The 25,848-nt window shown below is 55.6% G+C and carries 24 protein-coding genes and 1 pseudogene; 11 read left to right on the top strand and 14 right to left on the bottom strand.

Annotation, left to right across the window (positions count from 1 at the left end):
- Positions 1-71: 71 nt before the first annotated feature.
- Positions 72-266, top strand: coding sequence for a hypothetical protein (locus tag NQE15_RS11155; protein WP_265949783.1), 195 nt, complete (start codon positions 72-74; stop codon positions 264-266).
- Positions 259-552 carry a hypothetical protein gene (locus tag NQE15_RS11150; protein ID WP_265949782.1) on the top strand — a complete coding sequence of 98 codons (294 nt, stop codon included), beginning with the start codon at positions 259-261 and terminating at the stop codon, positions 550-552. Before NQE15_RS11155 ends, NQE15_RS11150 begins: the two co-directional genes overlap by 8 nt.
- A 60-nt stretch (positions 553-612) precedes the next feature.
- On the opposite strand, the gene NQE15_RS11145 is transcribed toward NQE15_RS11150, so the two are convergent.
- The 6 genes from NQE15_RS11145 to NQE15_RS11120 form a co-directional block, all read right to left on the bottom strand.
- The gene (locus NQE15_RS11145) at positions 613-1,173 is read right to left on the bottom strand and encodes a thermonuclease family protein (RefSeq protein WP_265949781.1); all 561 of its coding nucleotides are present in this window, start codon (positions 1,171-1,173) and stop codon (positions 613-615) included.
- Positions 1,158-2,792: a hypothetical protein gene (locus NQE15_RS11140; protein ID WP_265949780.1), complete on the bottom strand. Its 1,635-nt coding sequence runs from the start codon at positions 2,790-2,792 to the stop codon at positions 1,158-1,160. The genes NQE15_RS11145 and NQE15_RS11140 overlap by 16 nt, the downstream gene beginning before the upstream one ends.
- Positions 2,773-3,525: a hypothetical protein gene (locus NQE15_RS11135; protein ID WP_265949779.1), complete on the bottom strand. Its 753-nt coding sequence runs from the start codon at positions 3,523-3,525 to the stop codon at positions 2,773-2,775. Before NQE15_RS11135 ends, NQE15_RS11140 begins: the two co-directional genes overlap by 20 nt.
- A 7-nt stretch (positions 3,526-3,532) precedes the next feature.
- On the bottom strand, positions 3,533-4,366 hold the full coding sequence (locus NQE15_RS11130) for a vWA domain-containing protein (protein WP_265949778.1): 834 nt from the start codon (positions 4,364-4,366) through the stop codon (positions 3,533-3,535).
- A gap of 70 nt (positions 4,367-4,436) precedes the next feature.
- A complete protein-coding gene (locus NQE15_RS11125; protein WP_265949777.1) occupies positions 4,437-5,426 on the bottom strand; it encodes a nuclease-related domain-containing protein in 990 nt (329 codons plus the stop codon).
- A 761-nt stretch (positions 5,427-6,187) separates the two neighbouring features.
- Entirely contained in the window at positions 6,188-6,370 is a 183-nt protein-coding gene (locus tag NQE15_RS11120) for a hypothetical protein (protein ID WP_265949776.1), read from the bottom strand.
- Positions 6,371-6,529: 159 nt separating this feature from the next.
- Between NQE15_RS11120 and NQE15_RS11115 the strand changes: the two genes are divergently transcribed.
- The 3 genes from NQE15_RS11115 to NQE15_RS11105 all read left to right on the top strand — a co-directional run bounded on the left by NQE15_RS11115 (position 6,530) and on the right by NQE15_RS11105 (position 10,047).
- A complete protein-coding gene (locus tag NQE15_RS11115) occupies positions 6,530-7,600 on the top strand; it encodes a tyrosine-type recombinase/integrase (protein WP_265949774.1) in 1,071 nt (356 codons plus the stop codon).
- Between the two features lie 14 nt (positions 7,601-7,614).
- Complete coding sequence (locus NQE15_RS11110) at positions 7,615-7,800, top strand: hypothetical protein (protein WP_265949773.1); 186 nt, start codon at positions 7,615-7,617, stop codon at positions 7,798-7,800.
- Positions 7,801-7,962: 162 nt separating this feature from the next.
- The gene (locus NQE15_RS11105; RefSeq protein WP_265949772.1) at positions 7,963-10,047 is read left to right on the top strand and encodes a tetratricopeptide repeat protein; all 2,085 of its coding nucleotides are present in this window, start codon (positions 7,963-7,965) and stop codon (positions 10,045-10,047) included.
- 61 nt (positions 10,048-10,108) lie between these two features.
- Here the strand turns inward: NQE15_RS11105 and NQE15_RS11100 are convergent, their stop codons facing one another.
- Positions 10,109-10,279 (bottom strand): hypothetical protein, encoded by a 171-nt coding sequence (locus tag NQE15_RS11100; RefSeq protein WP_265949771.1) that lies wholly within the window; start codon positions 10,277-10,279, stop codon positions 10,109-10,111.
- Positions 10,280-10,440: 161 nt separating this feature from the next.
- Between NQE15_RS11100 and NQE15_RS11095 the strand changes: the two genes are divergently transcribed.
- On the top strand, positions 10,441-10,752 hold the full coding sequence (locus tag NQE15_RS11095) for a hypothetical protein (protein ID WP_265949770.1): 312 nt from the start codon (positions 10,441-10,443) through the stop codon (positions 10,750-10,752).
- 33 nt (positions 10,753-10,785) lie between these two features.
- On the top strand, positions 10,786-11,022 hold the full coding sequence (locus NQE15_RS11090) for a hypothetical protein (protein WP_265949769.1): 237 nt from the start codon (positions 10,786-10,788) through the stop codon (positions 11,020-11,022).
- Between the two features lie 39 nt (positions 11,023-11,061).
- On the opposite strand, the gene NQE15_RS11085 is transcribed toward NQE15_RS11090, so the two are convergent.
- Positions 11,062-11,949, bottom strand: a complete 888-nt coding sequence (locus NQE15_RS11085; RefSeq protein WP_265949767.1) for an FRG domain-containing protein — start codon at positions 11,947-11,949, stop codon at positions 11,062-11,064.
- Between the two features lie 95 nt (positions 11,950-12,044).
- Here NQE15_RS11085 and NQE15_RS11080 point away from each other — a divergent pair, with 95 nt between their 5' ends.
- On the top strand, positions 12,045-12,809 hold the full coding sequence (locus tag NQE15_RS11080; protein WP_265949765.1) for a DUF6710 family protein: 765 nt from the start codon (positions 12,045-12,047) through the stop codon (positions 12,807-12,809).
- A gap of 563 nt (positions 12,810-13,372) precedes the next feature.
- Here the strand turns inward: NQE15_RS11080 and NQE15_RS11075 are convergent.
- The 3 genes from NQE15_RS11075 to NQE15_RS11065 form a co-directional block, all read right to left on the bottom strand.
- The gene (locus tag NQE15_RS11075; RefSeq protein ID WP_265949763.1) at positions 13,373-15,541 is read right to left on the bottom strand and encodes an AAA family ATPase; all 2,169 of its coding nucleotides are present in this window, start codon (positions 15,539-15,541) and stop codon (positions 13,373-13,375) included.
- 231 nt (positions 15,542-15,772) lie between these two features.
- Positions 15,773-17,566, bottom strand: a complete 1,794-nt coding sequence (locus tag NQE15_RS11070; protein ID WP_265949761.1) for a recombinase family protein — start codon at positions 17,564-17,566, stop codon at positions 15,773-15,775.
- A gap of 147 nt (positions 17,567-17,713) precedes the next feature.
- Entirely contained in the window at positions 17,714-18,484 is a 771-nt protein-coding gene (locus NQE15_RS11065; protein ID WP_265949758.1) for a ComEC/Rec2 family competence protein, read from the bottom strand.
- Between the two features lie 17 nt (positions 18,485-18,501).
- On the opposite strand from NQE15_RS11065, the gene NQE15_RS11060 reads away from it, so the two are divergent.
- Positions 18,502-19,038: a DUF2062 domain-containing protein gene (locus NQE15_RS11060; protein ID WP_265949756.1), complete on the top strand. Its 537-nt coding sequence runs from the start codon at positions 18,502-18,504 to the stop codon at positions 19,036-19,038.
- On the opposite strand, the gene NQE15_RS11055 is transcribed toward NQE15_RS11060, so the two are convergent.
- From NQE15_RS11055 to NQE15_RS11045, 3 genes are all read right to left on the bottom strand, one after another.
- Positions 19,028-21,043, bottom strand: a complete 2,016-nt coding sequence (locus NQE15_RS11055) for a methyl-accepting chemotaxis protein (protein ID WP_265949754.1) — start codon at positions 21,041-21,043, stop codon at positions 19,028-19,030. The genes NQE15_RS11060 and NQE15_RS11055 overlap by 11 nt on opposite strands.
- A 72-nt stretch (positions 21,044-21,115) precedes the next feature.
- Positions 21,116-21,793, bottom strand: a complete 678-nt coding sequence (gene lolD, locus NQE15_RS11050; RefSeq protein WP_265949751.1) for a lipoprotein-releasing ABC transporter ATP-binding protein LolD — start codon at positions 21,791-21,793, stop codon at positions 21,116-21,118.
- Positions 21,786-23,033 (bottom strand): lipoprotein-releasing ABC transporter permease subunit, encoded by a 1,248-nt coding sequence (locus NQE15_RS11045; RefSeq protein ID WP_265950242.1) that lies wholly within the window; start codon positions 23,031-23,033, stop codon positions 21,786-21,788. The genes lolD and NQE15_RS11045 overlap by 8 nt, the downstream gene beginning before the upstream one ends.
- A 73-nt stretch (positions 23,034-23,106) precedes the next feature.
- On the opposite strand from NQE15_RS11045, the gene NQE15_RS11040 reads away from it, so the two are divergent.
- Complete coding sequence (locus NQE15_RS11040; RefSeq protein ID WP_265949749.1) at positions 23,107-24,141, top strand: hypothetical protein; 1,035 nt, start codon at positions 23,107-23,109, stop codon at positions 24,139-24,141.
- Positions 24,138-25,824 (top strand): annotated as a pseudogene (gene recJ, locus NQE15_RS23870) (single-stranded-DNA-specific exonuclease RecJ). The gene NQE15_RS11040 and the pseudogene recJ overlap by 4 nt, the downstream one beginning before the upstream one ends.
- Positions 25,825-25,848 lie beyond the last annotated feature (24 nt).

Genomic DNA, 25,848 nt, shown 5'->3' with positions numbered 1-25,848 from the left:
AGGCTATGCCGTTGCCAGACCAGTGGATCGGTTGGATGGTGCCCCTGTGGTCAAGAGAAAGGGCATCAACGATGTACACGCTAACAGCCGATCAGAAGCAACAACTGGTGGAAATCCTCGTCGAGGATTTCGGAGAAGGAATGGAGTTCGAGGACTTCACCGACGCCCTACTCGGCTTGCTGGATGACATCGCCGGATTCGAGACCGCTCCGCAATCCGTCATCGACAAACTCACTCAGCAAATCTGGAGGAAATATCATGGATAAGACCGCAGCCACTTCCGACAACACCACCGCAGCGGCCACCCCGCCCAAGAAGATCGACCTGGGAAAGGCAGCTATCAAGGAGGCCATCGCCAAGGGCAAAACCGTCATCAAGGAAGGCAAGAGCAAGGCGGATGCAGCGATGCTCATCTTCGAAGCCTTGAAGGACGAAGAAAAGGATGTGGTTATCGCAGCCTTCGTGCAGGGCGCAACGCTCACCGAGAAAGGCGCTGTCACATACTGGTACAACTGCCGTCGAAAAGCGAAGAAGGCGGCCAAATCCGCCTGATCTCGCAAGATCAGGCCAAAACGAGAGAGGGGCATCGTTGATGCCCCTCTCTTTTGGTCTCTACCTTTTCGAAGCCAGCCCTTCACCTGAGCGCCGAGATTTACGCCAATCCCATGGTGGCACGGGATCAGCCACAGACCAGAGGCCGGCACGTTTTGATCGTGCTTCGTTCTCGGCAAAAGCGTAACGCTCGCGGTCTTCAGCGCTTTGCTCGTTCTGATATTTCTTGTAATGCCAGGCAAGCCCGGATGTCAGCACGCCAAGTCCAGCATCGAGTGTCTTAGGGCAGCGCTGGCAATCAGGTGGCGACACCCACACCTTCGCAACTGTTCGCCCGTAGCGATCTCGCTTATCACCTTCAAGGCGGACCTCTTTTCCGAATACCAAGGTGCTCATCCGCTCCTTGGCCCTCTGCCCGAAGGGTTGAGCCTTTTCGGGACAGTCAATCCCAGCAAGGCGAACCTTATGCTGTGTTTTGTCGGCATCAAGGACCGTAACGGTATCACCGTCTGAAACTCCTACGACAACGCCAATAACATCAGCGAATGCAGGCAGCGCAACCAGAAGCAAAAGAATGAATCGCATACTTACAGAGCGAGCAAGGATCAACCAAAAATCCAATCAAAAATCTTCGCGACGAGACCTTTCTCCTGTTGCTTTGGTCGTGTCGGCGGAGTGTAGCTCGGCGTCCTCCGAACGGTCGTCTGAGATTGAGAATGCGACGGTTTAGTCGGTGTGGAAGGCTGGGTCGAGGCTCGTATCTTGTTGAGGAGTGCTTGGTTCGTCGAAGCAGATGTCGCGCTCGAAGCTTGCGGCGCCGCCGAGGTCTGCCTGCCTTTAATTCGATCCAGGGTTTCCTTGTTGCTTCCAGCTGAAACGGAGGCATGCCCACCAACCTTTGAGCCGGCAAGTCGCCAACGAGCGTCAGCCTCGGAAAGGACGGTCATTTGGCCGATGGTCGCGACCGTAATAGAGAGATGAGAATACTTATATCTCTTGCTGACATAGGGCGGCTCCATCAGGCCGATAACGCTGATCCACTTGCCAACCCATGATGAATCAGGCTTGGAACGCAATACGCCTAGCCCTTCGCTCCAGATCGAAATCTTGAAGATTCGGCCGCGCCAGTCGCCGAAATTGACGAAGATATATTGCTTGCCGTTCCGTGCTTTATCCAGCTTCACCTCAATGATTTTGCCAATGACTTCCACCTTGTCGCCGACGCGGCGCAAGCACGCATCGTAATCAAGGGCAGAAAGGATATCGTAGGCGCCGATGTATCCAGGTTTCGGCTTTCCTGGCTGAGACGAACCAGTGATTCTGATCTCGGTGGCAGGTGCCGGGATATTCTTGCCGGCGATGAAGTCGGCCAATGCGGGGGCTTTCTCCATCGCCGAGACACAGACGGCGGCGAAATTCTTTATGTCGCCGGAAAGAGCTTTGTTGCCAGCCAGCATCCCGAAGACGGGGGATGATCCAGGGTCGGTGAAGTCGTTGGCACGGAAAACGATTGCGTCGAGTTCTGAATTTGTCCGGTCCCAGACGGACGGATCAAGCCGCAGGGCTTTGAGAGCCAGCCAAAGGGAAATCAGCGAAAAGCGGTCAAGTGTGTGGTCGAATGGATTAGTTGCCTTGCGCTTGGGATGCTGGAAATTGACATGACCAAGCTCGGAGCTTCCCAGCACCTTGATCTCATCGACGAACATCCCATCGTAGTCGATCAGCTGGACGGTTGCGCCTCCGTCGGAAACCATCAAGTTTCCGGTCTGAAAATCGCCGTGTGCGATCTTCTCTTTCTCAAGGAAAGCTGCGAGAGATTCGAGCGACGTCGAAAGCTTGGCTAAGGCTTGCGGGGAATTTCTGTTGTCTTCGAGAAATTCACCCAGCGTCTCGCCCTTTGCCCACGCCATCTTGACGATAGGGTATGGAGCGCCTTCGACCTTGATCCCTTGCGGCTGGAAATTGAAATCGAGGAAGTATGGTGAGCGTAAGCTCGCGATCTTCTTGGAGATCGCCTCGTAGCGGCGTTCCAACGCTTTCGATTCCCGATGGAAGCACCGAACAGCGTATTTCTTCGTTCCCGCCTTGATCGTATAGGTCAGCGCGAAGCCGCCGCTGATCGCCAAAGGCAAGCCGAGTCCGGAAGTCGCGACCGTTCCCGATTTCAGTTCAGGGTCGGTCAGCAGCTTCGTATGCAGCTGGAACGCCTGGTTGTATTGCTCAAGCGACGGGTAAGCCATCTTTCAATCCGCATTCAAAAGAGAGGACTAACAGCGTCGAGTCATCGACGCGCATCCGCTTTTCGGAGCGCTCCCTTAACACCAGTTCAGATAGCTGATCTTCAGACTGCATGGAAAGCAGTTCGGTGAAGCCTGCACCGCCGGAAAGAGCCTCTTTGAGAGCCCATTCGCCGAGGGCGTCGGTCATACATAGCAGCCGAGGAGCTTCCAAGTCTTTGAGGTGGAAAGTTCTTCCATGCGAAGTCCAGAAGCCGCCAACCCCGATGAAGTCGTTATGTCCTGAGACGGTGGCCAGCAAGGTCGGGCGTTCCTTGAACTTCTCCGGATCTTCAAATGGCCAGCCCCGAATCAGTTTGCCGCTGTTGGCGAGTAAAGCAATGGTGTCACCGATAGCAAGAACCTCGACGGCGTGATGCTCGCCGAAGTATTCGACGCCGATGAGCGTCGCAAAGCTGCCGCGTTCATAGGCAGCCTGCTTCGACCAGGACATCAATTGAAAGTCATGGGCGGCGGAATATTCCGAGAGCGCGGCCGCAACCCACTCCGGCCTGACTTTCGGATCGGAGATGAACCTGCGAGCGAGCAAGTCGGCCCATAGCTTCGAATCGTAGGACTCACTTGCCCCGTCGCAGAGAGCAAGCCGCTTCCCGTCGTCTGAGAAGGCGAACTTGTCCTCGTTTGCCTCGGGGCAGCCAGGGTCCTTCGGAACGGTTCCGGAGAACTCCCGCTTCATCGGGAGCTCAGCGCAATTGAGAAGCGCGGGTTCCGATATCAAAGAAATCGACGAGCTCGGCAGCTTCGGCATTGAACATGAAACCGCGGGATTCGATGCTGACCTTGTGTCCCTTTTCCTGCGCGAAGCGGATCAAGTGTTCAGGCAGCTGGCTGGACATCCGGAAAAGAAGCTTCGCGTAGTCATCGGGCAAGCCTGCGTCCGAAGGGGGGAAGCGGATCGGATCGTTGCCGAGGGAGCTGACATGGATATTGAGGATCAGGACCTCGCCGTCGTTGGTACGGATCTGGCGTAGATGACCGGCGATCTCTTCCGGATCTCCGTCAGTGGATTCACCGTCGGTGACATGCAGAATCGTGGGGGGATAGCTTTCAGGATGAGCGTCGCACCAAACGACAAGCTCTTCAGCAGCCTTGGTCAACGCTTCGCGCATCGGGGTGCCACCCGTGGCGATAGGGTCAAACCACACCGGGAACTTGACGGTGGTCTCGACGATTCCGCCAGCGCCGTCGTCCATCTTTCGCTTGCGGTCTTCGACGCGAGCAGGATTCTGCTCGATAGCGGAGACCGGGTTGAGGATTCTGCCGCCGAGAGGGCCGGAAAAGCCATTCGAAACACCTTGGCCGCCGTAGCCGAGAACACCGACCTCAAAGTAGTCCCGAACACCCTCTGACTTAGTACAGCGCGTGACCAGGTTCATCAAGGTGCGATTGAGGGCGTCAGCGACGAACTCCGCCTTACTCCGGCCAGACGACATCTTGTCGGACATAGAGCCTGACTGGTCGACAACAAATAGAAAGGCGGTTGGATTATTGCGGCTGATTTGAGCTTCGTAAGCCATGTCTTATTCTCCCCATAAAATTGCCTTCATCATACCGGCCAATACCGGCAAACGTCTGTACAAAATCGTCCTAACTTCCTACCGCCTGAGCAGTAGAGAAGCCCTTCTGACAATCCATGCAGTAGATATTGCCGCCGAATTTCGGCTTGTTGAACCAGCAGAATTTTGCGACGTTGTAACCAACAGCAGCCCCGCAAGCGTGGCAGACAAGCTTCTGCTTTGGCTTATGATCAGCAGCAGACTGCGTAACCTCCATAGTTGTGGCGGCGACTTCAGCCTTCGGCATTGATGTAGCAGGCTCCGGCTTCACAACAGCCATCGCGGGAACCTCCTTGGACATACCGAACTTGGCGTGCCAATCGAAATAGATCGGCTTGTGAAGGCTAGAAATATTGCGAGCCAAAGCTTCGAGTGTGTCCTGCCCGATGATCTTTGCCATCAATAGAGGGTTGTTGCTCTGGTCGATGGCCTTATCGATAAACTTGAATATCTGGTCATTTTTGATGATCGCCTCTAGACCGTTGATCTTCGCCTTCGGTCGGCTGATGCGGGCTCCCTTTGAGACCAGGACAAGGCTTTTCAGGTCGGGCTTAATCGTGAAGCCGAGACGAGTCGGCAACTTCACAGCTCCGGAGTCGAAAAGCTTCTTCAATATCAGGATGTGCTTAGCATTTTGCTCGAGGGGAGATGGCACACCGTAGGGTTTCCCGCCAAAGAAGGCGGCAAACTCACCGTGCTCGTTGATACCGATGCCCTCGGAGAAATGCTTACTCTCGCAGACCCAGATTTCCAGGAAACGGTTGATCAGCAGGTGGTCTACCTGAGCGACCAGACCGCCATGCTCGATGCGCAAGTCGTGGATGACCATCCAATTCTTGGAGTCGCCCCAATGAACCTTCATCTCATAGGCGGCTTCGTTCTCTCCTCGAATGCCAGCCTGGATATTCCTGATTTCCTGCTCGATCCGCTTCTTTGTATCGGGTTTGCAGTCGCTTCTAGCGAGCAGCCCATTCAAAGCGTCAAGGGCGGAATTCTTGTCGTCTGCTTCCTTGATGATCATGCCGATGCACTGTCCGATGCAAAATAGCTAGACTATCATGGCTTGCAATAACAGCACAAAAAGCATCCAAGCAGAAATCTTCGACAGAACAAGCGTTTCCAAGCTTCCGAACTCGCACATCGAAGCAGCAGTCAGTACGTTCAGCAAAGGATTCATCTTTTTTTAATCACTCAAGCATAAATACTCTTGTCCAGCGTCGAGACAAGCACGAGCACAAGCAGATAGACGATTCAACCAGCCATACCCTAACTGACTGGTGGTGATGGGAACAGATTGCGTGAAGCCGCAATAACGAGCCTACCGGGTGATTCCGGTCAAAGTTTCAGCGATGCCTGATGGATGGCGCCGATGATGGGTCAGCTTGGGAATCACGCTTCAATTTTTATCCATAAAAAGTAACACCCGTCAGCAATGACAGCGCAGCGAGCCGAAGTGAGTTGTGCGTGGCCGGATTGGCCGCACCGAGCACTCAGGCTTTTTTGCCAATGCAAGTAAATAAGCCCTGAATTGCGTGAGTACCGACGACGCGAAGCGAGGAGGTAAGCGCGCAATTCACGTGCGAAGCACGAATCCAGTCAACTATCACTGTGCTGTCATCAGCACTTTGGAACTACGTTCATTGAATTCATGATCTGAGTTGCGACACCCCCCTCGCCTTCGGCTCAGGAGTGAAGAGCCACAACCGCCAACGCTTCGCGTCGCGGATTGTGGCTCTTCACTGGGCTTCTTCTTTGCAATGACCACAAAATGCCGCAGCGCAATCAGAGGCCGGTGGCAGGCCAGCTTGCATGTCCAGCGCTGCAATTCAACAGCGCAGCACGCCACCAGTCAGCCGAATCGGTAATGTCATCGGCGCTTTCGTTGAGGCAAATGCCCTCGCCTTTGGCTCGGGAATGAAGAAGCGCAACCGCCAACGCTACGCGTCGCGGATTGCGCTTCTTCATTTGGCTCTGCCACAACCCGCACCTGGAACTGCGGCACAACCAGATTGGATCAGATGCAGCTCAGGCTGGACTTGCCAGCACCTTAGCGGAATTGGCGTTGTCTTCAATCGGTAAGTAATCGATGGTCCCTACATCGAACAACTGAGTTGGAATAACGCCATGAGCATCGTAAAACGAGGAAACAGCAAGTACTGGTACATGCAATTTCAGTTCAACGGTCAGGCCTACATCCGGTCAACAAGAACTACCAGCAAGAAGACCGCTGAGCAGATGGAGGTGGAATGGAAGGCCGAGCTGCATTCCCAGCAATACAGAGGAAGGAAGCCACGCATTTCGCTTGCTGATGCATTCCACCAATACAAGGTATCGAAGAAGGGAATTGCCAGCTACGCCAATTTGCTTGCCCACGAAGCTGTGTTGTTTCGCCTGCTGCCCATGAAGAAGTACATCGACGAGATCACGGCACATGACCTGGAGCGGTTCAAGCAAGCACGCATTAACGAAGGCGTAGGTGCGGAAATTATCAAGTATGGATTGCTGCTGGTTCGCGGCACCTGGAAATTCAGCAAAAAACTGGGCTACCAAGTCAGCGACCTCGAATTTCCCACAGTAAAAATTCCGAAGGTGCCATTGCGCTACCTCAGCAGCGAAGAGGAAAGCCGGCTGCTACGTGAATTAGCACCTAACCGGGAAGGACCTGGCCTGAAACCGATGGCTGAGCGCAGCGATGAACTGAAGCGGGTCATGCAGGACGCTTACGACCTCGTGATCTTGCTCCTTGATACTGGGGCTCGGTACAGCGAAATTGCCAACATCGAGTGGCAGCGCATTGACCTCGCGGAGCGGGCCATTCACCTCTGGCGTTCGAAGGTAGAAAACGAAACGGTGCTCTACATGACCGACCGGGTATTCGAGGTGCTTGCTCGCCGGGAGCAAACGAAATCCGGCCCCTATGTCTTCAGCAACCGAGACGGCGAAGCCCGTGGCTACTGCACCCAGTCAATCCGCAAAGCGATTTTACGAGCTGGATTACAGAGGTGCCGAGTGCATACCCTGCGTCACACCCTAGCCTCTCGTCTTGTCCAGAATGGAATGAGCGTTTACGAAGTGCGTGAAATTCTCGGCCACAGCGACATCAAGACCACCATGCGTTACGCCCACCTCGAATCTCGTCAGGTGACATCGAAGGCCCGTGACGTGATCAACCGTCTTAACCAACGCAACATCTAATTGAGGAGAAAATTATGAAGCAATTCGAAGTCACCTTCAGCGTGTATCGCCAGTATGAACCCGGCAAAGCCACAATTGGCAGTAGCCTGACCTCAGGCTTGAAAACCACGATACAAGCTAACAACATGGGGCAAGCACGAGCGATGATCGAGGCACAGTACGGAAAAAACTGCTCGGTGCATGGGATAAGGCCGCTTTGAACGATAGCCCCCCATCGAAAACAGCGGCGTATTAAAAATCGACCGGAACGATGAGGCAATTAGAACATTAGTCATAGTCAGATATGAGTTTATACTTTAAGTAAAGTAGATATTATTGAATGACTTTTCGCATCTTTTTTTTTCGTGGAGAGATCGTTAGCCATGACTTTGAAGAACAAACTATATCGCCCCAAACCGATCCTCCTTGTTTTGATAGCTAGCTTCCTTGGAGCGTGTTCGCGCGACGACTTCCCGGAAAAGATCGTCGAGCCGACCATCACTGCAGCCGCACCAAGCACCATGGGCTACATGCCTGCCGAAGCTGTCGGACAAAAAAAGGTGGGTGCCGACGACCTTACCACCATCGCGACGAACGATCCGATAGTGAAGAAAATTCTCGTGGCGCTCCAGGCGAATGACGACAAAACACTGCGTGACATTGAAGGCAGTTCGGAGGGTATGGACTCCGTCTTTTGCCCGCCACGCATCTGCGAAGGGGCGAACTTCGAGCCGGCCGAGGAGGTGCAGAACATCATTGACACGATTGACGGCATCGCCAGGGATAATCCGTCGGTGTTCGTGAAGCTCGCAGAGTACAGCCAGCGCAAGGACGCAAGTGAGAGCCTGGTTCCGGTTTTTTGGTACGAGGAGGCGATCCGCTTGGGGTCACAGGTAGCGGAAGAAAAGCTCGCCGCACTCGCTGCTGCAGAAAAGAACGGCAACAACTATCTCCAATTGGCGGAGGTCTTTGGTGGCGAGTTCCCGGATAGTCCGTCAATGAATGCCAAGAAAGCTGCCGACTATCTCGGGAAGGCGCTGTCCAAGGGCATCGATGCCAATGGTCGCCAGCGAGCTCAGACTCTTGCGGCAAAGCTCGTCAAACGAAACGGGCCGGACGTGGCGGCACCACTCTGGCCGCTTGTCCTTGAGCAATACCCCAACCCCCATCCAGCAACTGCTGAGGCCAAGGCGGAAGCGCTCAAGACCTGTGTTGAGCTTGGCGGACACCCTCACGACCCGGCAAGCGGGAAGGACGCCACCCTCGATAAGTCGACTGGCAAGAAAGAGGCAACAGCATGCCGGATCGTGATTGAAGCGGACGAGAAAAATGCGCTGGCGACGGCAAATCTAGGTTTCGCGCTGTCGAAAATCCAAGATAAAGGCGGCTCTCTGATCGCATACGCTCGCGCGGCGGAACTGGGAAACAGCCATGCAATCGCTGAATACTGGTATGGTCGATATGCTGAAGATCCACAGAAAATGCGTGCCGCGCTTGATGTGGAGGCTGCTGCCGGCAACCCATGGGCGAATTTGGCGCTTTCTTACATCACCTCTGGGGACTTGAACCCTCGTGACAAGGACTCAAAGGTCCGCGAAGAGCAACTTTTGATAGCAGCAAGTAAGAATATCCCTGCCGCCCAAAACTATCTAGGCAGGATCAACAATGAGCGGAAGAACTTCGAGGAGGCTATGAAGTGGTTCAAGATGGCCGCGCATAATGGCTACGCTCGTGCTATGTATAACATCGGCCTAGAGTACGAAAATGGTGGAGCAGTATCAAAGGACGCTGAGGCCTCAATGAAGTGGTACAGCCGCGCGCTGACCCACGGCGACACGAGAGCCGAGGAAAAACTCGCCAAGCTTGCGGCTGCTGAAAAAGCAAAGGGTGAAAGTAGTTTAGCCACGAGAACGCCAGACGTACAAGCAGCCTCTGTAATCGGTGCATGGATGTGCAAAACAAGTAGCCCAGACGGCTCTGCTCAAACATTTTTCTTATTCGATGGAAGGCAGTTTGCCTACTCTATTGGCAATTCAGCCAGGATGGTCAGCTTGAGCTATAAAGCTGTTGGGGCACAAGCCAGCGGCACCTTCACAGAGTTCACTCGAAATGGAGGAACCAGTGAGGTATCAATTCCCTACCAGATATTTTTCCGTTCCGCGGCACCGGATAGACTGGTATTCGACCTGACGATTAAGGGAACGAAAGGAGACCAGTTGTCGAATAACGAGTGCGCTCCTATGCCTGGAGAAACGAACCAGAAAAGCACTTCGAGTCACGAAAGCAGTCGCGATCGAATTCTGATCTACGCCAATGACCTTGCCAGTCAGCTTGAGAGGTCAGGACACCCGGCTTGCCAAATGATTGCAAATAACATTCGTTCATTCGGCAATTCTGGACAACCCGATGTGGTGCGCGAGCGTCAGATAGATGCAATGTATGACAAAGCGCCTTCAATCTGTCGCTGAAGTGGCATCATGGTGCCACACAGCTCGTTTTTGGCGGATAACCGCTAAGAAACATCACACATTAAGCGCTTTGAAAAGGACGACGAATGTCGTTTAGTTGCTGCTGTGCTTTCAACATCTTCAAGCGAGCCTGAGCGGCTTTTGCAATATCCGCCTGCCGCTTGGCGTTCTTCTTCAAGCGTTCAGCATTCTTTTCCATACCCGACAGGTCAAATAGTTCATTTAGCTTCATGGTTGTCTCCGTTAAATTGTTCAACGGTATTTATCCCGACAACCTACTGGGGTAGGATTTATGCTCGCTAAGCATCGCTGCCATCCAAATTTACCGAGGATTCGACAGTTCAGCCTGATAAAATTTTCACCTGAAATTTCAACGTTCAGGGACGCCAGCCAATGCATGCCACATGGGGAAACAGAAGTTCGTTTGATTACGTCGGCTCAATCGAAACCGGCACTGAAATCACGTTTGGTAACGGCCGGGTAAGGGCGGTTTCTGCGCAGCAATACTCAGCGCTTCGCAAACAATTTTTGAATCAGGTTGTTGCTGTCGGCACATCGCGCACTGCGCCGCCAAACGACAGTATTGGGAATTGGCTGCAAAGCAACGTTACCAAGACAGCGATTGCATCCTACGTAGCACCAATATTAGTCCGAGAAGGGTACGCCGAGCGTGTCGGTACCCGCGATATCCGCATCATCAAATAGCAGCTGAAACCCCCGTTGCATTTCATGAACGGGATGACTGAAAGTCTTGGCGAAGCGCCAAGACTGTTTGCCAGCATTGTTGCGGTCAATAAATCTGACAACGCTGGATCACTTCGAGGACGCCTTTTCGGCGTCCTCTTCTTTTTCAGCCCCTACGACCATGGGGCGAACCTGTATGGGTTTATGACGTACCTCGAAGCCGCCACGGAAACCAAGGGGTTAGGAGAAGTACGAGAATACTGGGCAGGCTTCTATGCCAAGTCGCTGTAAATTTCAGACGCAAAGGCGGTATGTCATTCGTCGCCAAAATTAAATGACCTTCGACGCAGCATCTCCGGTAGATAAGCTGCCGGTGATATAGCGCGCTGCCCGGTCAATCTCGGGGAACATTGTTTTTTCGTTAATTCCCAGCTTATCAAGTTGAGAGAGAATCTCTGGCTTTAAGTCCGCATCAACGGGTATCCGCTCAACCTTGATGCCATGGTCGTTGCTATCAAAAATCTCATCGGCGAGTCCGAAAGCGAAGAAAGCACCAGCCTGAGCCATGATACGTTTATTGTTTTGCTTTGGTTTTACGAGAATGATGCTATCGAGGTCAGACGGCTCGATCTCTGGAAGAAAACCATGCTTTTCTTGATTTATGAAATGGAGCAGCCGCTTCACTGGCAGGCTGACGTTGAATTCATCCATTTCAAGATCGGTATTGAGCTTGTCCTTTAGTTTTGAAGGAAGTCTGGCAAGATTGGTAAGGCAACTCACAGTGTCGCTATCGAAGTAGCGGATGCGCGTCTTGGAAACGCTCAAGATAGCCACATGGCCATCGTTCTCAACAGTCTTAGACGTCGATATCCCATTGCGTATGGTCCGCACTCTCTTTTTGACACTCTCGCACGCGAAGTAAAGCGCAACAAGTGGGTTCATTGACACATCGAGGAGGCGGGTAGGTAGCGAGTAATGCTGCATCCGCACCAGCGTTTCCAACGCGCTTGTGTCGCCATTGAAATCCTCTGGGTGGGCAGCGATCAGTTCCCGGAGAAGGATGTGTTCATTTTCCCTTGTGCTCTGCTTACGGAAGATCGACGGTCGTAGCTTGAAGTCCGGACTTCCATGCCCTCGATAGGTCGAGACAAACCTCGGCGACGCGGGTCTATCAAGAATGATGCTTATAAAATCTGCGACGGATTTAACGGTGTCCATACACTTCGCGATATGCGGCCTAAATAGCAGAAGATTAATATGAAATAGTTGTCATGAAAAAATAATTACAACATCACCTAACCGAGACCTAAGCCATGAACAACAAAATGAAAGCACTCACACGCCTAATGGAAGAAGCAATCAAGGACGTGTCCGCAGACACCAAACCAGCGGAGCGCATCCCATCGCCAAAATTGCCACCCACCGGAAAACTCTCCACCGAAGACCAATGGCGTTCGTTGTTGTGGAGCATCGACACAGCCGAATCCCACGGTCCAAACGCATTGTCAGGGCTGACGCAGGCTCTGGCTCGGATAATCCAGGCTGAAATTCTTCAGGGATTGTTATTCGATGCTCGTCAGCACAGGGCACCGGCTAACTGCCCCCAGACGCTGCTTTGGGAGACAACAATCCCCATTAGAGAGGATGGGGCCACAATGGACGATTTGCTCCGTCACGAATCAGGCGAAATCTCCCTTAGTCTTGCTCATTCGGCGGTTATTCCTCAGCCATGGGAGCGCTGGCGATTAGCTCGCGCTCTGCAAAATCTCGGCCCTACTGGCAAGCATGGCAACTGGCGTCAGACAAGCAACACACACGCCGTAGCTTGGCTGCCGTGGCCTTTGGTATGGATAGACAACGGCAACCATACGGCCATGGCGGCAATAGTGACACATGGCGGAACGCTGGAGATTTCAGAATCGCTCAACGCCAAGGACCTGCTGATTAGCGTTTATACAGATGGAAAGGACTGGATCAGGGTCGATAACGGGCAACGCATCGAACCAGTCCGGTCTTTAGCAATGGCGGGAATATTCGAGATTGGTCGACGTCTCGTAGGCGCTCCCAAACAGGTGTAACAGTCCCGTACACATACCCCATCCCGTGACCTACACCGGGCCTCACGACACAGGCAGGTTCTCCAGCCTCCCCATAATCCAGCAACAACTGCAAATCGACAACGCGGGATATATTCCAAGTTTTGTACTCTGGGTACCCTGAAAGATCAACAGTTGCCGGTACCCGAAAACGGTTGCCCGTAATGGTTGATGGAGGGACAGTAGCGATAATGGGGATGGGTGCCACTTTTCGAGTGCCCGTGATCATTCAAAAGGTCCTGACCAAGCATCTCACACTGCTCGCACTACAGGCCATAAAGCCTTATTTCATGCGGGTTTCAAGGTTATTGGCAAGCCGTTCATCAACCCACTACAAACTCACACTGATCCGCCTGGCAGTGGTCCCGTAAGGCACAGAATGATCAATTCGAAGAGGTCGGCTTCGACAGTGAACGAACCCCAAATTCTCAATAGCACCAGGAACAGTCTCAACAATCGCGTCCTATCGGCTACAGAATCTCGTTTAACCTGACCTGCTCAAATGCGCCCTAAGCAAAAATTGCCAATGTTATGAAGCGGACGTTCTATACCTTGGACATAGCCTTAATATGATCGCCGTACCCCGTTTTTTCAAAGACCATTCGAAGTCCCTCTTTAAAGGTCTCGTAGTCAAACTCCTTCATATCAATGATGTTCTGCCCAAGCGAATGCGACTCTCGGTTAATGTATCGGCAAAATGACTGGAATTTCACACCTTGTAGTTCTGGCATCAGGAAGACGTTGTTTAGGTCCTTCTTTCTCACAAAGTTAAAGAAATACTCCACGACGTTACGCATACAGTTTGCAATTAGTGCCGGCGGTTGGGTTGGATCATTGATAACCGACCAATAAGCTTGGTAGTCATTCTGAATCTCTTCGTATTTCATTTCCTGAATGCTGCTACCAGCCGCAGACTTAGTTATCCGGAACAGTTTCTGAGTTTCTTTTCGACGTTCGTGATTGGTGTCAGTCAATTCATAAAAAAAGTACAGGCTGTGCGTTAGCACAAAAACTTGGCAAAAGCGATCGTTCTTAAAAAAGACAGACCGTATCAGCTGGCCAATATTAAAGATGAATACGTGAGAGAGACTCGATATTGGGTCATCTATTACAACGATACGGTTAGCATGCGTATCTTCTGGGCTCGATTTGCCTTTGCATAGCTCACAAAAATACAGAAAACTAATCATCATCTTCTCGCCCTCACTTAGCGTATGAAAGGCGTGCTCTGACTCTCCTGCACGAGTGACCCGATATAAACTTTCCGAATGCTTGGCGATGCTGAAACCATCAATCCCAATATCTAACAAGCCGGCATTGATTGCGACCACCGCCTCATCGGTATTTACCGTTTCTTTTTGTGCCAATGAGATTTGGCTCTCTGTATCGGCAATTTCGATATTGATTTTACCAATCGCAATATCAACGTCCTTAAGCTTCAAGCTTGATTCATCGCAATCCATCTCAAAGCGAGTCATGGTTTGATCATACTGCCAACGCATAAGTGACCAGAATTCGTCTTTGAGGGTGGAGAGTGCAATTTCGCGATTTTTAAGGCGCTCGTTGTAAGCATCGACAGCGGTATTTATCGCATCAATTTCCTTATTGAAGTCTGCGATCAGATCGCTTGAAGCTGCTAGCACTAGCAGCGACTTGGGTTTTTTGATCTTTTGCTCAATCTTTGCGAGATTGCTGCGCAACAATTCAACGACATCCTGATGCTTGGTAGACAGAGGCATTGCGCGCTGGAGTGCAAATTGATGTTCGGTGTAGATTTTGACATCTACCAATTGCCCCAAGGCGGAAACGTAGTTCGACTTGAGAGTTTCCAGGGTTTCTATTTGTTGTTGATAGGTGTCGTCAAAGTACTCTCTTATGCCAGAAACAAATTTCGATGTAATCGTGTCCTCTTGGCAAAATGGACACGCCTTACCGCTCTCATTGACGTCCTCAGGCAGAAAAGCGAGCCCTTGTTTTACCCAGTCAGAATTGCCTAACCGATCTATAAGAGCAGCCACCTCACTATCAGCATTACCAAGGATTGATGTTGCAAAAATGGGGTCCGATTCAACCTCGTTTGCTACAAACGTCAATATTGGAAGCTTTTGCTGTGGCTGTGCCGTATCTCCCTTAAGAGCGTCTACCTCACTGCGAAGTACTTGAATGTTTCGTTCCGGCTCGCTGCTTGGCTTTCCAATTGATTGGAGGTGAGCAAAGAGCTTTTCTTTTTGCCCTTTCAAACCTTCAAGGCAATATTCGAGTACTCGATCGCCGCCGGAGTATTGTGCTTTGATCTTCCAAACCTCATCTACTGCCTGTTGCTTTTGTGTCGCCGCCGCTTGAACAATCTGATCCTTGGATGCTTGCTTTTGTTGTAATGATTGCGACAGCTCAATATAAAGCTTCCTTGCCTTGGCGATCTTCTCCTCGGCCTCCTTATTCTCTCTTGATAGGCTGAAAACTCCCTTAAGGTTATCCGCGACGAAAAAGTTATCTTGAATGAACTTTTGGTTATAAACCAATACAGGCTCTGTTTGAGTAGGTACCCTCTTGCATTTAGCAAAGCGCACATCTTCAGGGGCGTAGAGAAAGTTAGAGACCGTGGATTTACCAACGCCATTCAGCCCATAGACCAAGTTAATTCTCTTGTCTGTCACGAGAATCGCAGGTTGCTTAAAACTGGCAACTGCATCCATGTGCATTTCTGTAATCACGCGAGTTCACCTCTGCGAAAAAAACACGGAAAGCTATTTGTCATAAACACGATGTTCAGTTAAGAATCGATATCAGTCGTTTAGTATGCCATTGCAATGACTTGTTTCGCACGGAATTCACGCTTTCCATGCATATCGCAACTCCAATATTTCCAATGTATGTCTCGCAAGGACCGCTTTCGTGGATATCCACGAACGGCTGGCAGTGGCCGGCTGCGGCTATTCCGGTAACTAAATCTCTGCTGCTTTGAAAACCTTGAAGGCCAAGCTCTCGAAAAGCATGGAAATATCCCATTCGGCGGGCGGAGGAGTTTTTTGGTCGAGGACCTTACCGGACGACAACACTGTCCGATGTTCGCCATTCTTGAACACGATCATAAGGAGCCGATGCTTCTTGTTCGGTTCAGTATCCAGTTTGGAGCACATATCCTCGATCTGATCGCGGTCGTACGCTTCGGCAGAGATGAGATCACGCCTGTATTCCTCAACCTCATCCTCCGAATACCATCGCCCTCCCGGAAACGTGTTGATCCTGTCAATAACTCGTTTAATTGCCTCCGATAGACGAATTCGGAGCAAATGGAGGTCACTTCCCTCGAGGGTTTCCAGACGATTTAACAGATCAACGATCAGGTTCTGCTGAACTGCAGCATCGACCTGCGAATTGCTCAACCGGATCACTTCATCCTCGACTTGCCGCTTATCACTTTTCAAAGCAGCAAGCTTGTTTTCGTTCGCCTTCATTCGATCAATGATCAACTGCGGCGCATTACCTTGGCCAGCCTTTTCAAGGGCATCAAGAAGCGATTCGTTTCGGCCGGTAACATCAAGGATTTCCTGCTTAATTGCCTCGATACGGAGCATCGCATTATTGATTTCGGCCTGTACGTTCTGGTTCACACCTAGCACACGAGCGAAATCGACGGCTTTGCAGAATCTGAGTACCTGTCGCTCGAAATCAGAGTATTCCCACTGGATGTACTTGCATCTCAGACCACGCCGAGCATTACTGCACGCGATAAATTTCGACTTTTTATGCTTCCCAAAGCGGGTTTCGACATAACCGCCCATATTCATCGGGCCGCCACAGTAGCCACACTTCAATAAGCCAGAGAATAGGTTACTTAGGTTCGCGCCCTTGCCAACACCACCACGAGTGCGTCTTCCAGCGCGAGCATCAGCGACGAGCCTCCACTCCTCTTTCGTCATGATCGCCGGGTAGTAATCAGGTATCACGTCATGAGGAGTTACCTCACCATCACGCTGTAACTGCAAGTGCAGTTCGCCATACACAGCAGGGCTCTGAAGAATTTTCTGGACGTAAGAGTTTTGCCAGCCGTTGGCTTTCTCCGAAAACAAAGGAACACCTTCTGTGTTGAAGGTCTTCACGATGGTAGCGCTGCCAACACCGTCGAGGGACATCTGGAAAATACGCTTAACGACTTCGACTCGCTCGGGAATGAACTCAAAACCCACATCACCCTCAGCAGGCCTGAGCCAATAGGGGCATCGAGCGGTAAGGCGCTTATTCGTGAGGTTTCGCCTCTTCGCATCCCAAGCAGACCGAATACGCTGGCTCTTCATTGCCGACTCTTCGTTGGCTCGGCTCATGATAACAATCGAAACGATAAGGCTTGCCCAGTTATCGTTGGTCCGCTCGTAGCTATAGACTTGGCTATCTGACAGCGTAACGATCACGATTCCTGCACGCAGGATGTCGGTGAATATCGACAGCGCATCCATAACCTTGTCACGCGATAAACGATCAAGGCTCTCGACAAGTAGGTAGGAACCAACGGGGATGCGCTTTTCCTCTACAAGTCGGAGGAAGTAACCTAATGCGCCTTTCTTGAGATTTGAGCGGTCGTAGGCGGAGATACCGAGGTCACGCATGTTTAGTTCGGTATCCAACTCCAGCCCGTGTTTAGCTGCGTACTCCTCGGACAGTCTGACTTGGCGAGTAATCGAGTCGCCAGCCTCCTGCTTAGCACTGGAAAACCGGATGTATGAATAAGCCTTCGGCATGACGCCACCCCTGAATTCTCTATCGTAAGTGCATTATACGAACTTACGTTTTGATAGATAACAGATGGCTACCTGATAGCCCAATAGAATTAGTGTTAATAGATAACTAATGCTGATCACTTATCTACCAAAACATAGTTTTTATAGCTAACTGATTGACATCAGATGCGTGGTGCCGGTGCGGTTGAAGGTTGTCCACAGTTCACCTTGGATCGCCTTTTGATCGCCCACCGCCAGCGCCACCAGAATGCCGGCCCAGGGATGATTTTCTGGCGGCAGCATGGCAGCGTAACGGGCGCGCACACCATGGCGCAGGCGCTCGATCACATAGTCCGGCCGCCAGACCATGGCGTCGAGCCGTTGCGGCGGCTGCGGGCGGATATAGCCGGTGGCCCGGATATCGCGTTCGAGCAGCCAGGCTTCGTAATCGAAAGCACCCGGATTGGCGTTGCCGTGCGGCCGTTTCAGGCGGACCGTAAAGCGCCAGCGCTCACCCGGACGCACCGGCAACCGCTCGAAGGCCTCGCCATCGCGTCGCCCCTGGTACCAGGAAAGGTTGAGCCGCTCGGGCACGATGGCCCCGGTGCTGAGGATCATTTCGGTGACGAACTCGAAGCGCGTACCGTTGCTGAAATCCTGCGGCAGACCGGCGATGACGCCGATCACCTCGATATCCCGGCCCTCCCATGCGGCCGGCAACTGGTCGGCCAAGCGTATCTCGGCCCGCCAGCCGGCCCAGGCAAAACCCAGGCTACAGCAGGCGACGATAGCCAACCCGCGCGCCGGCCAGCCCGACCAACGCAGACGCGGCAGCAGCAGCGCGCCGCCGGCGACCGCCCACAGCCACACCCCAGGCAGTTCCGGCTGCATTTGCAGCAGCAGGACTCCGGTCGCGAAGGCGAGAATATTCAGTCGCATCCTGCAATAATGGAGAAATGAGAAGTCGCCTGAAGAAATACCTGCCCGACCACGAAACGATCTGCCGCAACCGCTGGCTGCGGCCCTTCGCGTCCTCGCTGCTGCACCCGCGACTGTGGCATCTGAACCGTCATTCGGCCGCCGGGGCGGTCGCCGTCGGCCTGTTCTGCGGCCTGATTCCTGGCCCCCTGCAAATGATCGGCGCCGCGATCTGTGCGTTGCTCTTTCGCGTCAACCTGCCGCTCGCCCTGGTCGTCACGCTGTACACCAATCCCTTAACCATCGTCCCGCTTTATGTCCTGGCCTATCAACTCGGCCGGCTGCTCATTGGGGAAAGCAACGGCTTCATTGCGCCCCCCGAGTTCAGCGCCACGGATTTCGTCGGCTGGACCCAGGCCATGCAGGCCTGGATGCTTGCCGCCGCCCAGCCGCTGGGCATCGGGCTCATCGTGCTCGCCATTGGCCTGGCCACCGTGGGCTACTTTGCCACCCAGGCCACCTGGCGCCTCTATCTGATTATTGCCTGGCGGCGGCGCAAGACGCTCAGATCCTGAAACGAGCGACTTCGCCGCTCAGGGTTTCGGCCAGTTTGCTGAGACTGTCGGCCGTCGCTGCATTGCCGCCGGCGGATGAATTGTTCTGCTCGGCCATCTGGGCGATGCGTTCGACATTCTGGGCAATCTCGGTACTGGCCGAAGCCTGCTCGCGCAAGGCGACGGTGATTTCCGAAACGGCACCCACCACCTGGCGCGACTGAACCTGCACCAGGCCGATCGTGCTGCCGGCCAGTTGCGCCTGATCGACACCGGCTGCAACGCGCTCGACCCCCCGCTTCATGCTCGAAACGGCAGTTGCCGTGCCGGACTGGATGGCCGAAATCATGCCGGCGATTTCCTGAGTCGATTTCCCCGTGCGCTCGGCAAGCTTGCGCACTTCGTCGGCCACCACGGCAAAGCCGCGCCCGGCCTCACCGGCCCGCGCCGCCTCGATGGCAGCATTGAGCGCCAGCAGATTGGTCTGGTCGGCGATCTCCTTGATGGTGCCGACGATGGCCGAAATCCGGTCCGATTGCTGGCCCAGCGCCTCGACGGCCGCCGCCGACTGGTTGACCGTTTCGGCGATATCCCTGATCTCGCTGACTACCGACTCGACGATACGCGCCCCTTCGGTGGCCACCTGATCCGATTCCTGCGAGTGGGCCTGAGCTTCCTGTGCATTCTTGGAAATATGATCGACCCCCACCGTCATCTGCTCGACCGCCGCCGCCATGCTCGAGGCGGCATCGCTCTGGGTGCTGGCGCTGCCCGAAATCTGATGGCTGGAAGAGGCCAGCTGCGAGGCGGCCGCCCGCAGTTGCTGCACATCGTTCTGAATACGGCCCAGCAACTGCCGGAACGCCACCGCCATGTCGCTGAAATCCCGGCCGGCAGCATGCAGCTCATCCGAACCGTCCATCTTGAATTCCACGGTCAGGTCGCCATCAGCCAGGCGACGTGCCCCTGCGGAGAACACCTGGACGCTGCCGATCACCGAGTAGTAGCTACCGATCCCCAGGTAGCCGACCACCAGCATGACCACGGCGGACAACGCGACATCAAAAGTCAGCACCCGCTGCGCCGCTGCCTTCCGCGCCAGCAACTGCTGCTCGAACTGGGGAATCAGCGTATCGAACATCATCTTGTAGCCGAGATCGATAATCTGGGTCGTCTGGGCGAAGTAATCCTGCGGTGCGGTCGCGAACTTCTCGCTCAGGATGTCCTCACGCACCAGCGCAAATATTTTCTCCGCCCCGGCGGAAAACTCAGTCGCCGGACCGTTCAACCCGGCCTGCAGGTTCGGCGCGTAGCGCATCACCTTCGCGAGATTGGCGTTCTGGGCACGCAGGGTGTTCGCCATCTGGGAAACCAAGGATGCAATATCGATCCGCAACTGCGGCGACAATTCCTTCTTGCTCAACACACCGGTCCCGCGCGCCCGGGTGATGCCCAGCGGCTCAAGCATCGCCGGCATCTTGGAAACCACCGTATCCATGAAATAGTAGGTATCCATCTCGGGATCGAGGGTCAGCTGCGTCTCGTCGGCGACATCGGCCATGAAGACCAGCACCTTGTCGATCATCAGCGAGTGACGCTTGAGGTTGTCCGGCGGTGCCCAGCTCAGTCCGGTGCTGCGGATCGCTTCCCAGTCCTGACGAATGTCCTTCCAGACCGCCATTTCGCGAAGCTTCGGGGAGAGTTCGGCATCGGTCGCGGCCAGCGCCTCGACGACCTCCTTCTCCTTGCCGGCGCGCTTGTCCTTCATCGCCTCGTTGCCATTCAGGACCCCCGAGGAGAGGCCACGATGCTGCTGCATGTGCTGCACCATGCGATTCATCGGCTTGAGTATCTGCAATCCGGTGAGTTCCTGTTGCGCCGTATCGATATCGCGCTTCAGGTTGGCATAGACGGTAAACAACAACACCAGCATGACGACGACCACCGCAATGCCGAGAAACAAGAACTTTCTCTTGTAACTCAGGCGATTCATCAACCCAATCGCGGGACGGAACAAGGCTTGCATGATTACTCTCCGAAACATGTTTTTTGAATGCTATCCGAATACGCGGAATAGCACGTCAACAATCCGGCAGTTTCAGGCGGCCAGACCACCATCGCTCAGCGCCAATACGCGATCGGCGCGCCCGGCCAGGCGGTGATCGTGGGTCACCATGACCAAGCTGGCCTGCTGCACGCGCACCCGCTCGATCAGCAGGTCAAATACGACACCCGCTGTGTGGCTGTCGAGATTGCCGGTCGGCTCGTCGGCCAGCAGGCAGGACGGTTCGCTGACCATGGCGCGGGCGATCGCGGCGCGCTGGCGCTCGCCGCCGGAAAGCTCGCCGGGGCGATGTTCCAGGCGATGACCAAGACCCACGGCGCCGAGCATTTCAGCGGCTTTTTCGAGGGCTGCCGTACGCTCGACCCGACGAATCAGCAGCGGCATGGCCACATTTTCGAGGGCCGAGAACTCAGCCAGCAGGTGATGGAATTGGTAGACGAAGCCGAGATGCCGGTTGCGCCAGTCGCCGCGCGCCACCTCGCCGAGCGCCGAGAAATCGCGCCCCATCAGCGTCACATTACCGGCCGACGGCGCATCCAGGCCCCCCAGCAGGTGCAGCAGCGTGCTCTTGCCGGAACCCGAGGCACCGACGATGGCGACCGTTTCGCCCGGCTGAATGGCCAGGCTGACGCCGGTCAGGACCGGCACCTCCAGCCCGCCACCACGGAAGACCTTGCCCAGATCGCGGGCGACCAGAATCGGCTCACTCATAGCGCAGGGCCTCCGCCGGATTGACGCGCGATGCCCGCCAACTCGGGTAGAGCGTCGCTAGCAGCGCCAGCACGAAAGCGATCAGCGTCACGCCCCAGACATCGCTCCACAGCAGTTCGGATGGCAGATCGGAAATGTAATAGACCTCTTTCGACAGGAAATGCACACCGAGCATTCTTTCAATGAAGGGCACCACGACATCGATGTTCAGCGCCAGCGCGACGCCACCAGCGACGCCCAAACCGAGGCCGATGAACCCGACCAGCGCCCCCTGGATCACGAACACCCCCATGATCGACAAGGGCCGGGCGCCGAGCGTGCGCAGGATGGCGATGTCGGCCTGCTTGTCGGTTACCGCCATGACCAGCGTCGAAACCAGGTTGAATGCTGCCACCGCGACAATAAGTGACAAAATGATAAACATCATATTTTTCTCAATTTGTACGGCGCGGAAGAAGTTGGCGTGGCTCTTCGTCCAGTCGTGCAGATAGGCGTCGGCATCGACGAAACGGGCCAGTTCGCGGGCGATGCGCGGCGCCTGGAAGAGATCGTCAACCTTGAGGCGAACCCCGGTGACGTTGTCGCCCAGTTGATAGAGCTTCTGGGCGTCTGCCAGATGGATCAGCGCCAGGCCCGAGTCGTACTCGAACATACCGACCTCGAAGATACCGACCACCTTGAAGGATTTCAGGCGCGGCACGACGCCGGCCGGCGTCACCGTGCCTTGCGGTGCGATCAGCGTCACCTTGTCGCCAGTGAAGACGTGCAGCGAACGGGCCAGGTCGGCCCCGAGCACGACGCCGAACTCGCCGGGGCGCAGGTCGTCCAGGCTGCCGCTCTTGATCGTCTTGCGGAAATCGGCAACGCGGTCTTCCTGGTCGGGCAGGATGCCGCGCACCAGCGACCCCTTGACCCCGCCATCGACCGTGAACATCGCCTGTGACTGAACGAAGGGCGCGCTGGCCTTGACCTCCGGATGCTGCATGGCCTGCGCGGCGAGCGCCGGCCAGTTGGGCAGTTCGCCGTTGATGGCGGTGATCTGGATATGCGAGGCGACCCCGAGGATGCGCGTGCGCAGTTCCTTCTGGAAGCCGTTCATCACCGAGAGCACGACGATCAGGGCCGCCACGCCGAGGCCGATGCCGAGCATCGAGATCATCGAAATGAAGGAAATGAAATGGTTGCGGCGTTTGGCGCGCGTGTAGCGCAGACCGATCAGCAGTTCGTAGGGCAGGGCCATGCGGCGGGGATAGTATGAAAAGTCGCTATGGTACACTCTTCTCCCATTCCCCCTTGGCCTGACCCCGCTCCCCGTGCGCCTTACCCTGCTCGTTCCCGAACTGATCTGGCCCGAACCGGCCGACCAACTAACCCTCGGGAAGCTGCCCGCACCCGGTTTCGAATGGCTGGCCGCCCACGCCGAGTTCCGACGCCAACCGCGCCTGCCGTTTGAAGTCGCCCTCGCCCGCCAGTTCGGCCTTGGCGACGCCCCCTTTGGCGCTCTGCGCCTGCTCGGCGAAGACGTCAGCGAAGCAGCGGTCGACGGCCACTGGCTGTGTGCCGACCCAGTGCACCTGCGCTTTCACCACGAACGCATCATCCTCGCCGATGCCGGCGCCCTCGAACTCGAAGACGACGAGGCGGCTGCCATCGTCGCCGCGCTCAACGCCGAATTCGCCGACATCGGCCAGTTTCACCTCGCCGCCACCCGGCGCTGGTATCTGCGCTTGAACACCCCGGTCGAACATGCCGCTGGGCCGATTTCAGCCGTCGCAGGGCGCCGGGTCGACAGCGAAATTTCCGACAAGAACGCGACGCTGACCCGCTGGCTCAACGAAGTCCAGATGTTCCTGCACGGCCATCCGGTCAACGAACGCCGGCAGAGCGCCGGCAAGCCGGTCATCAACAGTCTGTGGCTGTGGGGCGGCGGGCGCCTGGCCCGGCCGCAACCCGGCCGCTTCACCGCCGTCTGGAGCGACAACCCGCTGGCCGTCGGCCTCGCCCGCGCCGCCGGCACGCCGGTCCATCCCCGCCCGGCCGGACTGCAGGCCACACTGAGCCTGGCATCGCCCGCAACCAGCCAGCTCGTCGTCCTCGACAGCCTGCTGCCGACCGTGCTCTACGAGGACAGCGAAGGCTGGCGCGAAACCTGGCAGGCCCTGGAAAGCGAATGGTTCCAACCGCTGCGCGGCTCGCTCGGCCGCGAGGTCGAAACGCTGACCATCGTCGCCCCGACCATCTACGGCGAGCTGACTTGGTCCCTGCTCGGCCGGGATCGCTGGAAATTCTGGCGCCAGAGCCGTCCGCTCGCCGCCATCGCCGCCCAACTGGCCGAAGGAAACCCGTGACCCGCATCGTCGCCCGCAGCATTCCGCAACGCGTCGTCTGGCAACTCGAACAGCAGGGCCTGCACCCCCTGCTCGCCCGCCTCTATGCCGCGCGCGGCGTCAAGGACAAGGCCGAACTCGACTACGAACTGAAGTCGCTGATCCCGCCGACCGCCCTCACCCACGCCAGCGACGCCGCCCACATCCTGGCCGACGCCATCGAAGCCGAGGCCCGCATGCTGATCATCGGCGACTACGACTGCGACGGCGCCACAGCCACCGCCGTCGGCATGCGCGCCCTGAAAATGCTCGGCGCCACCGTCGATTTCCTGCTCCCCGACCGCTTCAAGCTCGGCTACGGCCTGTCGCCGGAAATCGTCGACGTCGCCGCCGAACAGTCGCCCGACCTCATCATCACCGTCGACAACGGCATCGCCAGTATCGAAGGGGTCAATCGCGCCCGCGAACACGGCATCGCGACGCTGATCACCGACCACCACCTGCCGGCGGAAACGCTGCCCGACGCCGACTGCATCGTGAACCCCAACCAGCCGGGCTGCGACTTTCCCTCGAAGTGCATCGCCGGCGTCGGCGTCATGTTCTACGTGATGCTCGCCCTGCGCGCCGAACTGCGGGAACGCGGCTACTTCGCCGACCATCCGGAGCCCAATTTCGCCGTCCTGCTCGACCTCGTTGCGCTGGGTACCGTCGCCGACGTCGTCAAGCTCGACCGCAACAACCGCATCCTGGTCAGCCAGGGCCTCAAGCGCATGCGCGCCGGCCAGTTGCAGCCCGGCCTCGCCGCCCTCTTCAAGGCCGCCGGCCGCGACCCGAAAAAGGCGACGGCGATGGACCTCGGCTTCATTCTCGGCCCCCGTCTCAATGCTGCCGGCCGCCTAGCCGACATGCGGCTCGGTGTCGAATGTCTGCTCACCGACGATCCTGCCCGCGCCCTGAACATCGCCCAGCAGCTCGACGCCCTGAACCGTGAACGTCGCGAAATCGAATCCGGCATGCAGGAACAGGCGCTGATCCTGCTCGAATCGCTCGATGCCAACGACAGCACGCCGGGCATCGCCTTGTTCGACGAAAGCTGGCACGAAGGGGTGGTCGGCATCCTCGCCTCGCGCATCAAGGACAAGCTGCACCGCCCGGTCTTCGCCTTTGCCCCGGCGAAGGCGGCATCGTCAAGGGTTCCGGGCGCTCGATTCCCGGCCTCCACCTGCGCGACGCGCTCGATCTCGTCGCCAAGCGTGCCCCGGCCTGCTCGTGCGCTTTGGCGGCCATGCGATGGCAGCCGGCGCGACGCTGCGCGCCGAAAATTTCGAACAGTTCCGCGAGCTCTTCGCCCAGGTCGCCGGCGAACTGCTCGCCCCGGCCGACCTGACCCGCACGCTGGAAACCGACGGCGCGCTGGAAAGCGGCTATTTCTCACTGGAGATGGCCCGCCTGCTGGAAAACGAAATCTGGGGCCAGGGCTTCCCGGCGCCCTTGTTCATGGACGAATTCGAAGTCGAGCAGCAGCGCGTGCTCAAGGAAAAGCACCTCAAGCTGCGCCTGCGCAAGAGCGACACCCGGATCGATGCCATCCAGTTCAATTTCAGCCGCCAGCCCGGCCATAACACGCGGATTGCCTTCCGGCTGGCGATCAATGAATACATGGGCGTCGAAACGACCCAGCTGATGGTCGAGCATCTGGAATAGATTTTCCCGGCATAACCGGGTGCT

This window comes from Dechloromonas sp. A34 (assembly GCF_026261605.1).
Lineage (GTDB): Bacteria > Pseudomonadota > Gammaproteobacteria > Burkholderiales > Rhodocyclaceae > Azonexus.
The sequence above is the reverse complement of the archived record's forward strand: the minus strand, read 5'-3'. Positions and strand labels throughout refer to the sequence as shown.

Excerpts from the sequence above, each read along its gene's own strand:
- NQE15_RS11085 (WP_265949767.1), bottom strand. The coding sequence starts at position 11,949 with ATGGACACCGTTAAATCCGTCGCAGATTTTATAAGCATCATTCTTGAT.
- NQE15_RS11155 (WP_265949783.1), top strand. The coding sequence starts at position 72 with ATGTACACGCTAACAGCCGATCAGAAGCAACAACTGGTGGAAATCCTC.
- NQE15_RS11140 (WP_265949780.1), bottom strand. The coding sequence starts at position 2,792 with ATGGCTTACCCGTCGCTTGAGCAATACAACCAGGCGTTCCAGCTGCAT.
- NQE15_RS11110 (WP_265949773.1), top strand. The coding sequence starts at position 7,615 with ATGAAGCAATTCGAAGTCACCTTCAGCGTGTATCGCCAGTATGAACCC.
- NQE15_RS11105 (WP_265949772.1), top strand. The coding sequence starts at position 7,963 with ATGACTTTGAAGAACAAACTATATCGCCCCAAACCGATCCTCCTTGTT.
- NQE15_RS11090 (WP_265949769.1), top strand. The coding sequence starts at position 10,786 with ATGACTGAAAGTCTTGGCGAAGCGCCAAGACTGTTTGCCAGCATTGTT.
- NQE15_RS11055 (WP_265949754.1), bottom strand. The coding sequence starts at position 21,043 with ATGCAAGCCTTGTTCCGTCCCGCGATTGGGTTGATGAATCGCCTGAGT.
- NQE15_RS11130 (WP_265949778.1), bottom strand. The coding sequence starts at position 4,366 with ATGGCTTACGAAGCTCAAATCAGCCGCAATAATCCAACCGCCTTTCTA.
- NQE15_RS11070 (WP_265949761.1), bottom strand. The coding sequence starts at position 17,566 with ATGCCGAAGGCTTATTCATACATCCGGTTTTCCAGTGCTAAGCAGGAG.
- NQE15_RS11135 (WP_265949779.1), bottom strand. The coding sequence starts at position 3,525 with ATGAAGCGGGAGTTCTCCGGAACCGTTCCGAAGGACCCTGGCTGCCCC.
- NQE15_RS11080 (WP_265949765.1), top strand. The coding sequence starts at position 12,045 with ATGAACAACAAAATGAAAGCACTCACACGCCTAATGGAAGAAGCAATC.
- NQE15_RS11150 (WP_265949782.1), top strand. The coding sequence starts at position 259 with ATGGATAAGACCGCAGCCACTTCCGACAACACCACCGCAGCGGCCACC.
- NQE15_RS11115 (WP_265949774.1), top strand. The coding sequence starts at position 6,530 with ATGAGCATCGTAAAACGAGGAAACAGCAAGTACTGGTACATGCAATTT.
- lolD (WP_265949751.1), bottom strand. The coding sequence starts at position 21,793 with ATGAGTGAGCCGATTCTGGTCGCCCGCGATCTGGGCAAGGTCTTCCGT.
- NQE15_RS11120 (WP_265949776.1), bottom strand. The coding sequence starts at position 6,370 with ATGAAGAAGCGCAATCCGCGACGCGTAGCGTTGGCGGTTGCGCTTCTT.
- NQE15_RS11045 (WP_265950242.1), bottom strand. The coding sequence starts at position 23,033 with ATGGCCCTGCCCTACGAACTGCTGATCGGTCTGCGCTACACGCGCGCC.
- NQE15_RS11095 (WP_265949770.1), top strand. The coding sequence starts at position 10,441 with ATGCATGCCACATGGGGAAACAGAAGTTCGTTTGATTACGTCGGCTCA.
- NQE15_RS11125 (WP_265949777.1), bottom strand. The coding sequence starts at position 5,426 with ATGATCATCAAGGAAGCAGACGACAAGAATTCCGCCCTTGACGCTTTG.
- NQE15_RS11100 (WP_265949771.1), bottom strand. The coding sequence starts at position 10,279 with ATGAAGCTAAATGAACTATTTGACCTGTCGGGTATGGAAAAGAATGCT.
- NQE15_RS11060 (WP_265949756.1), top strand. The coding sequence starts at position 18,502 with ATGAGAAGTCGCCTGAAGAAATACCTGCCCGACCACGAAACGATCTGC.
- NQE15_RS11065 (WP_265949758.1), bottom strand. The coding sequence starts at position 18,484 with ATGCGACTGAATATTCTCGCCTTCGCGACCGGAGTCCTGCTGCTGCAA.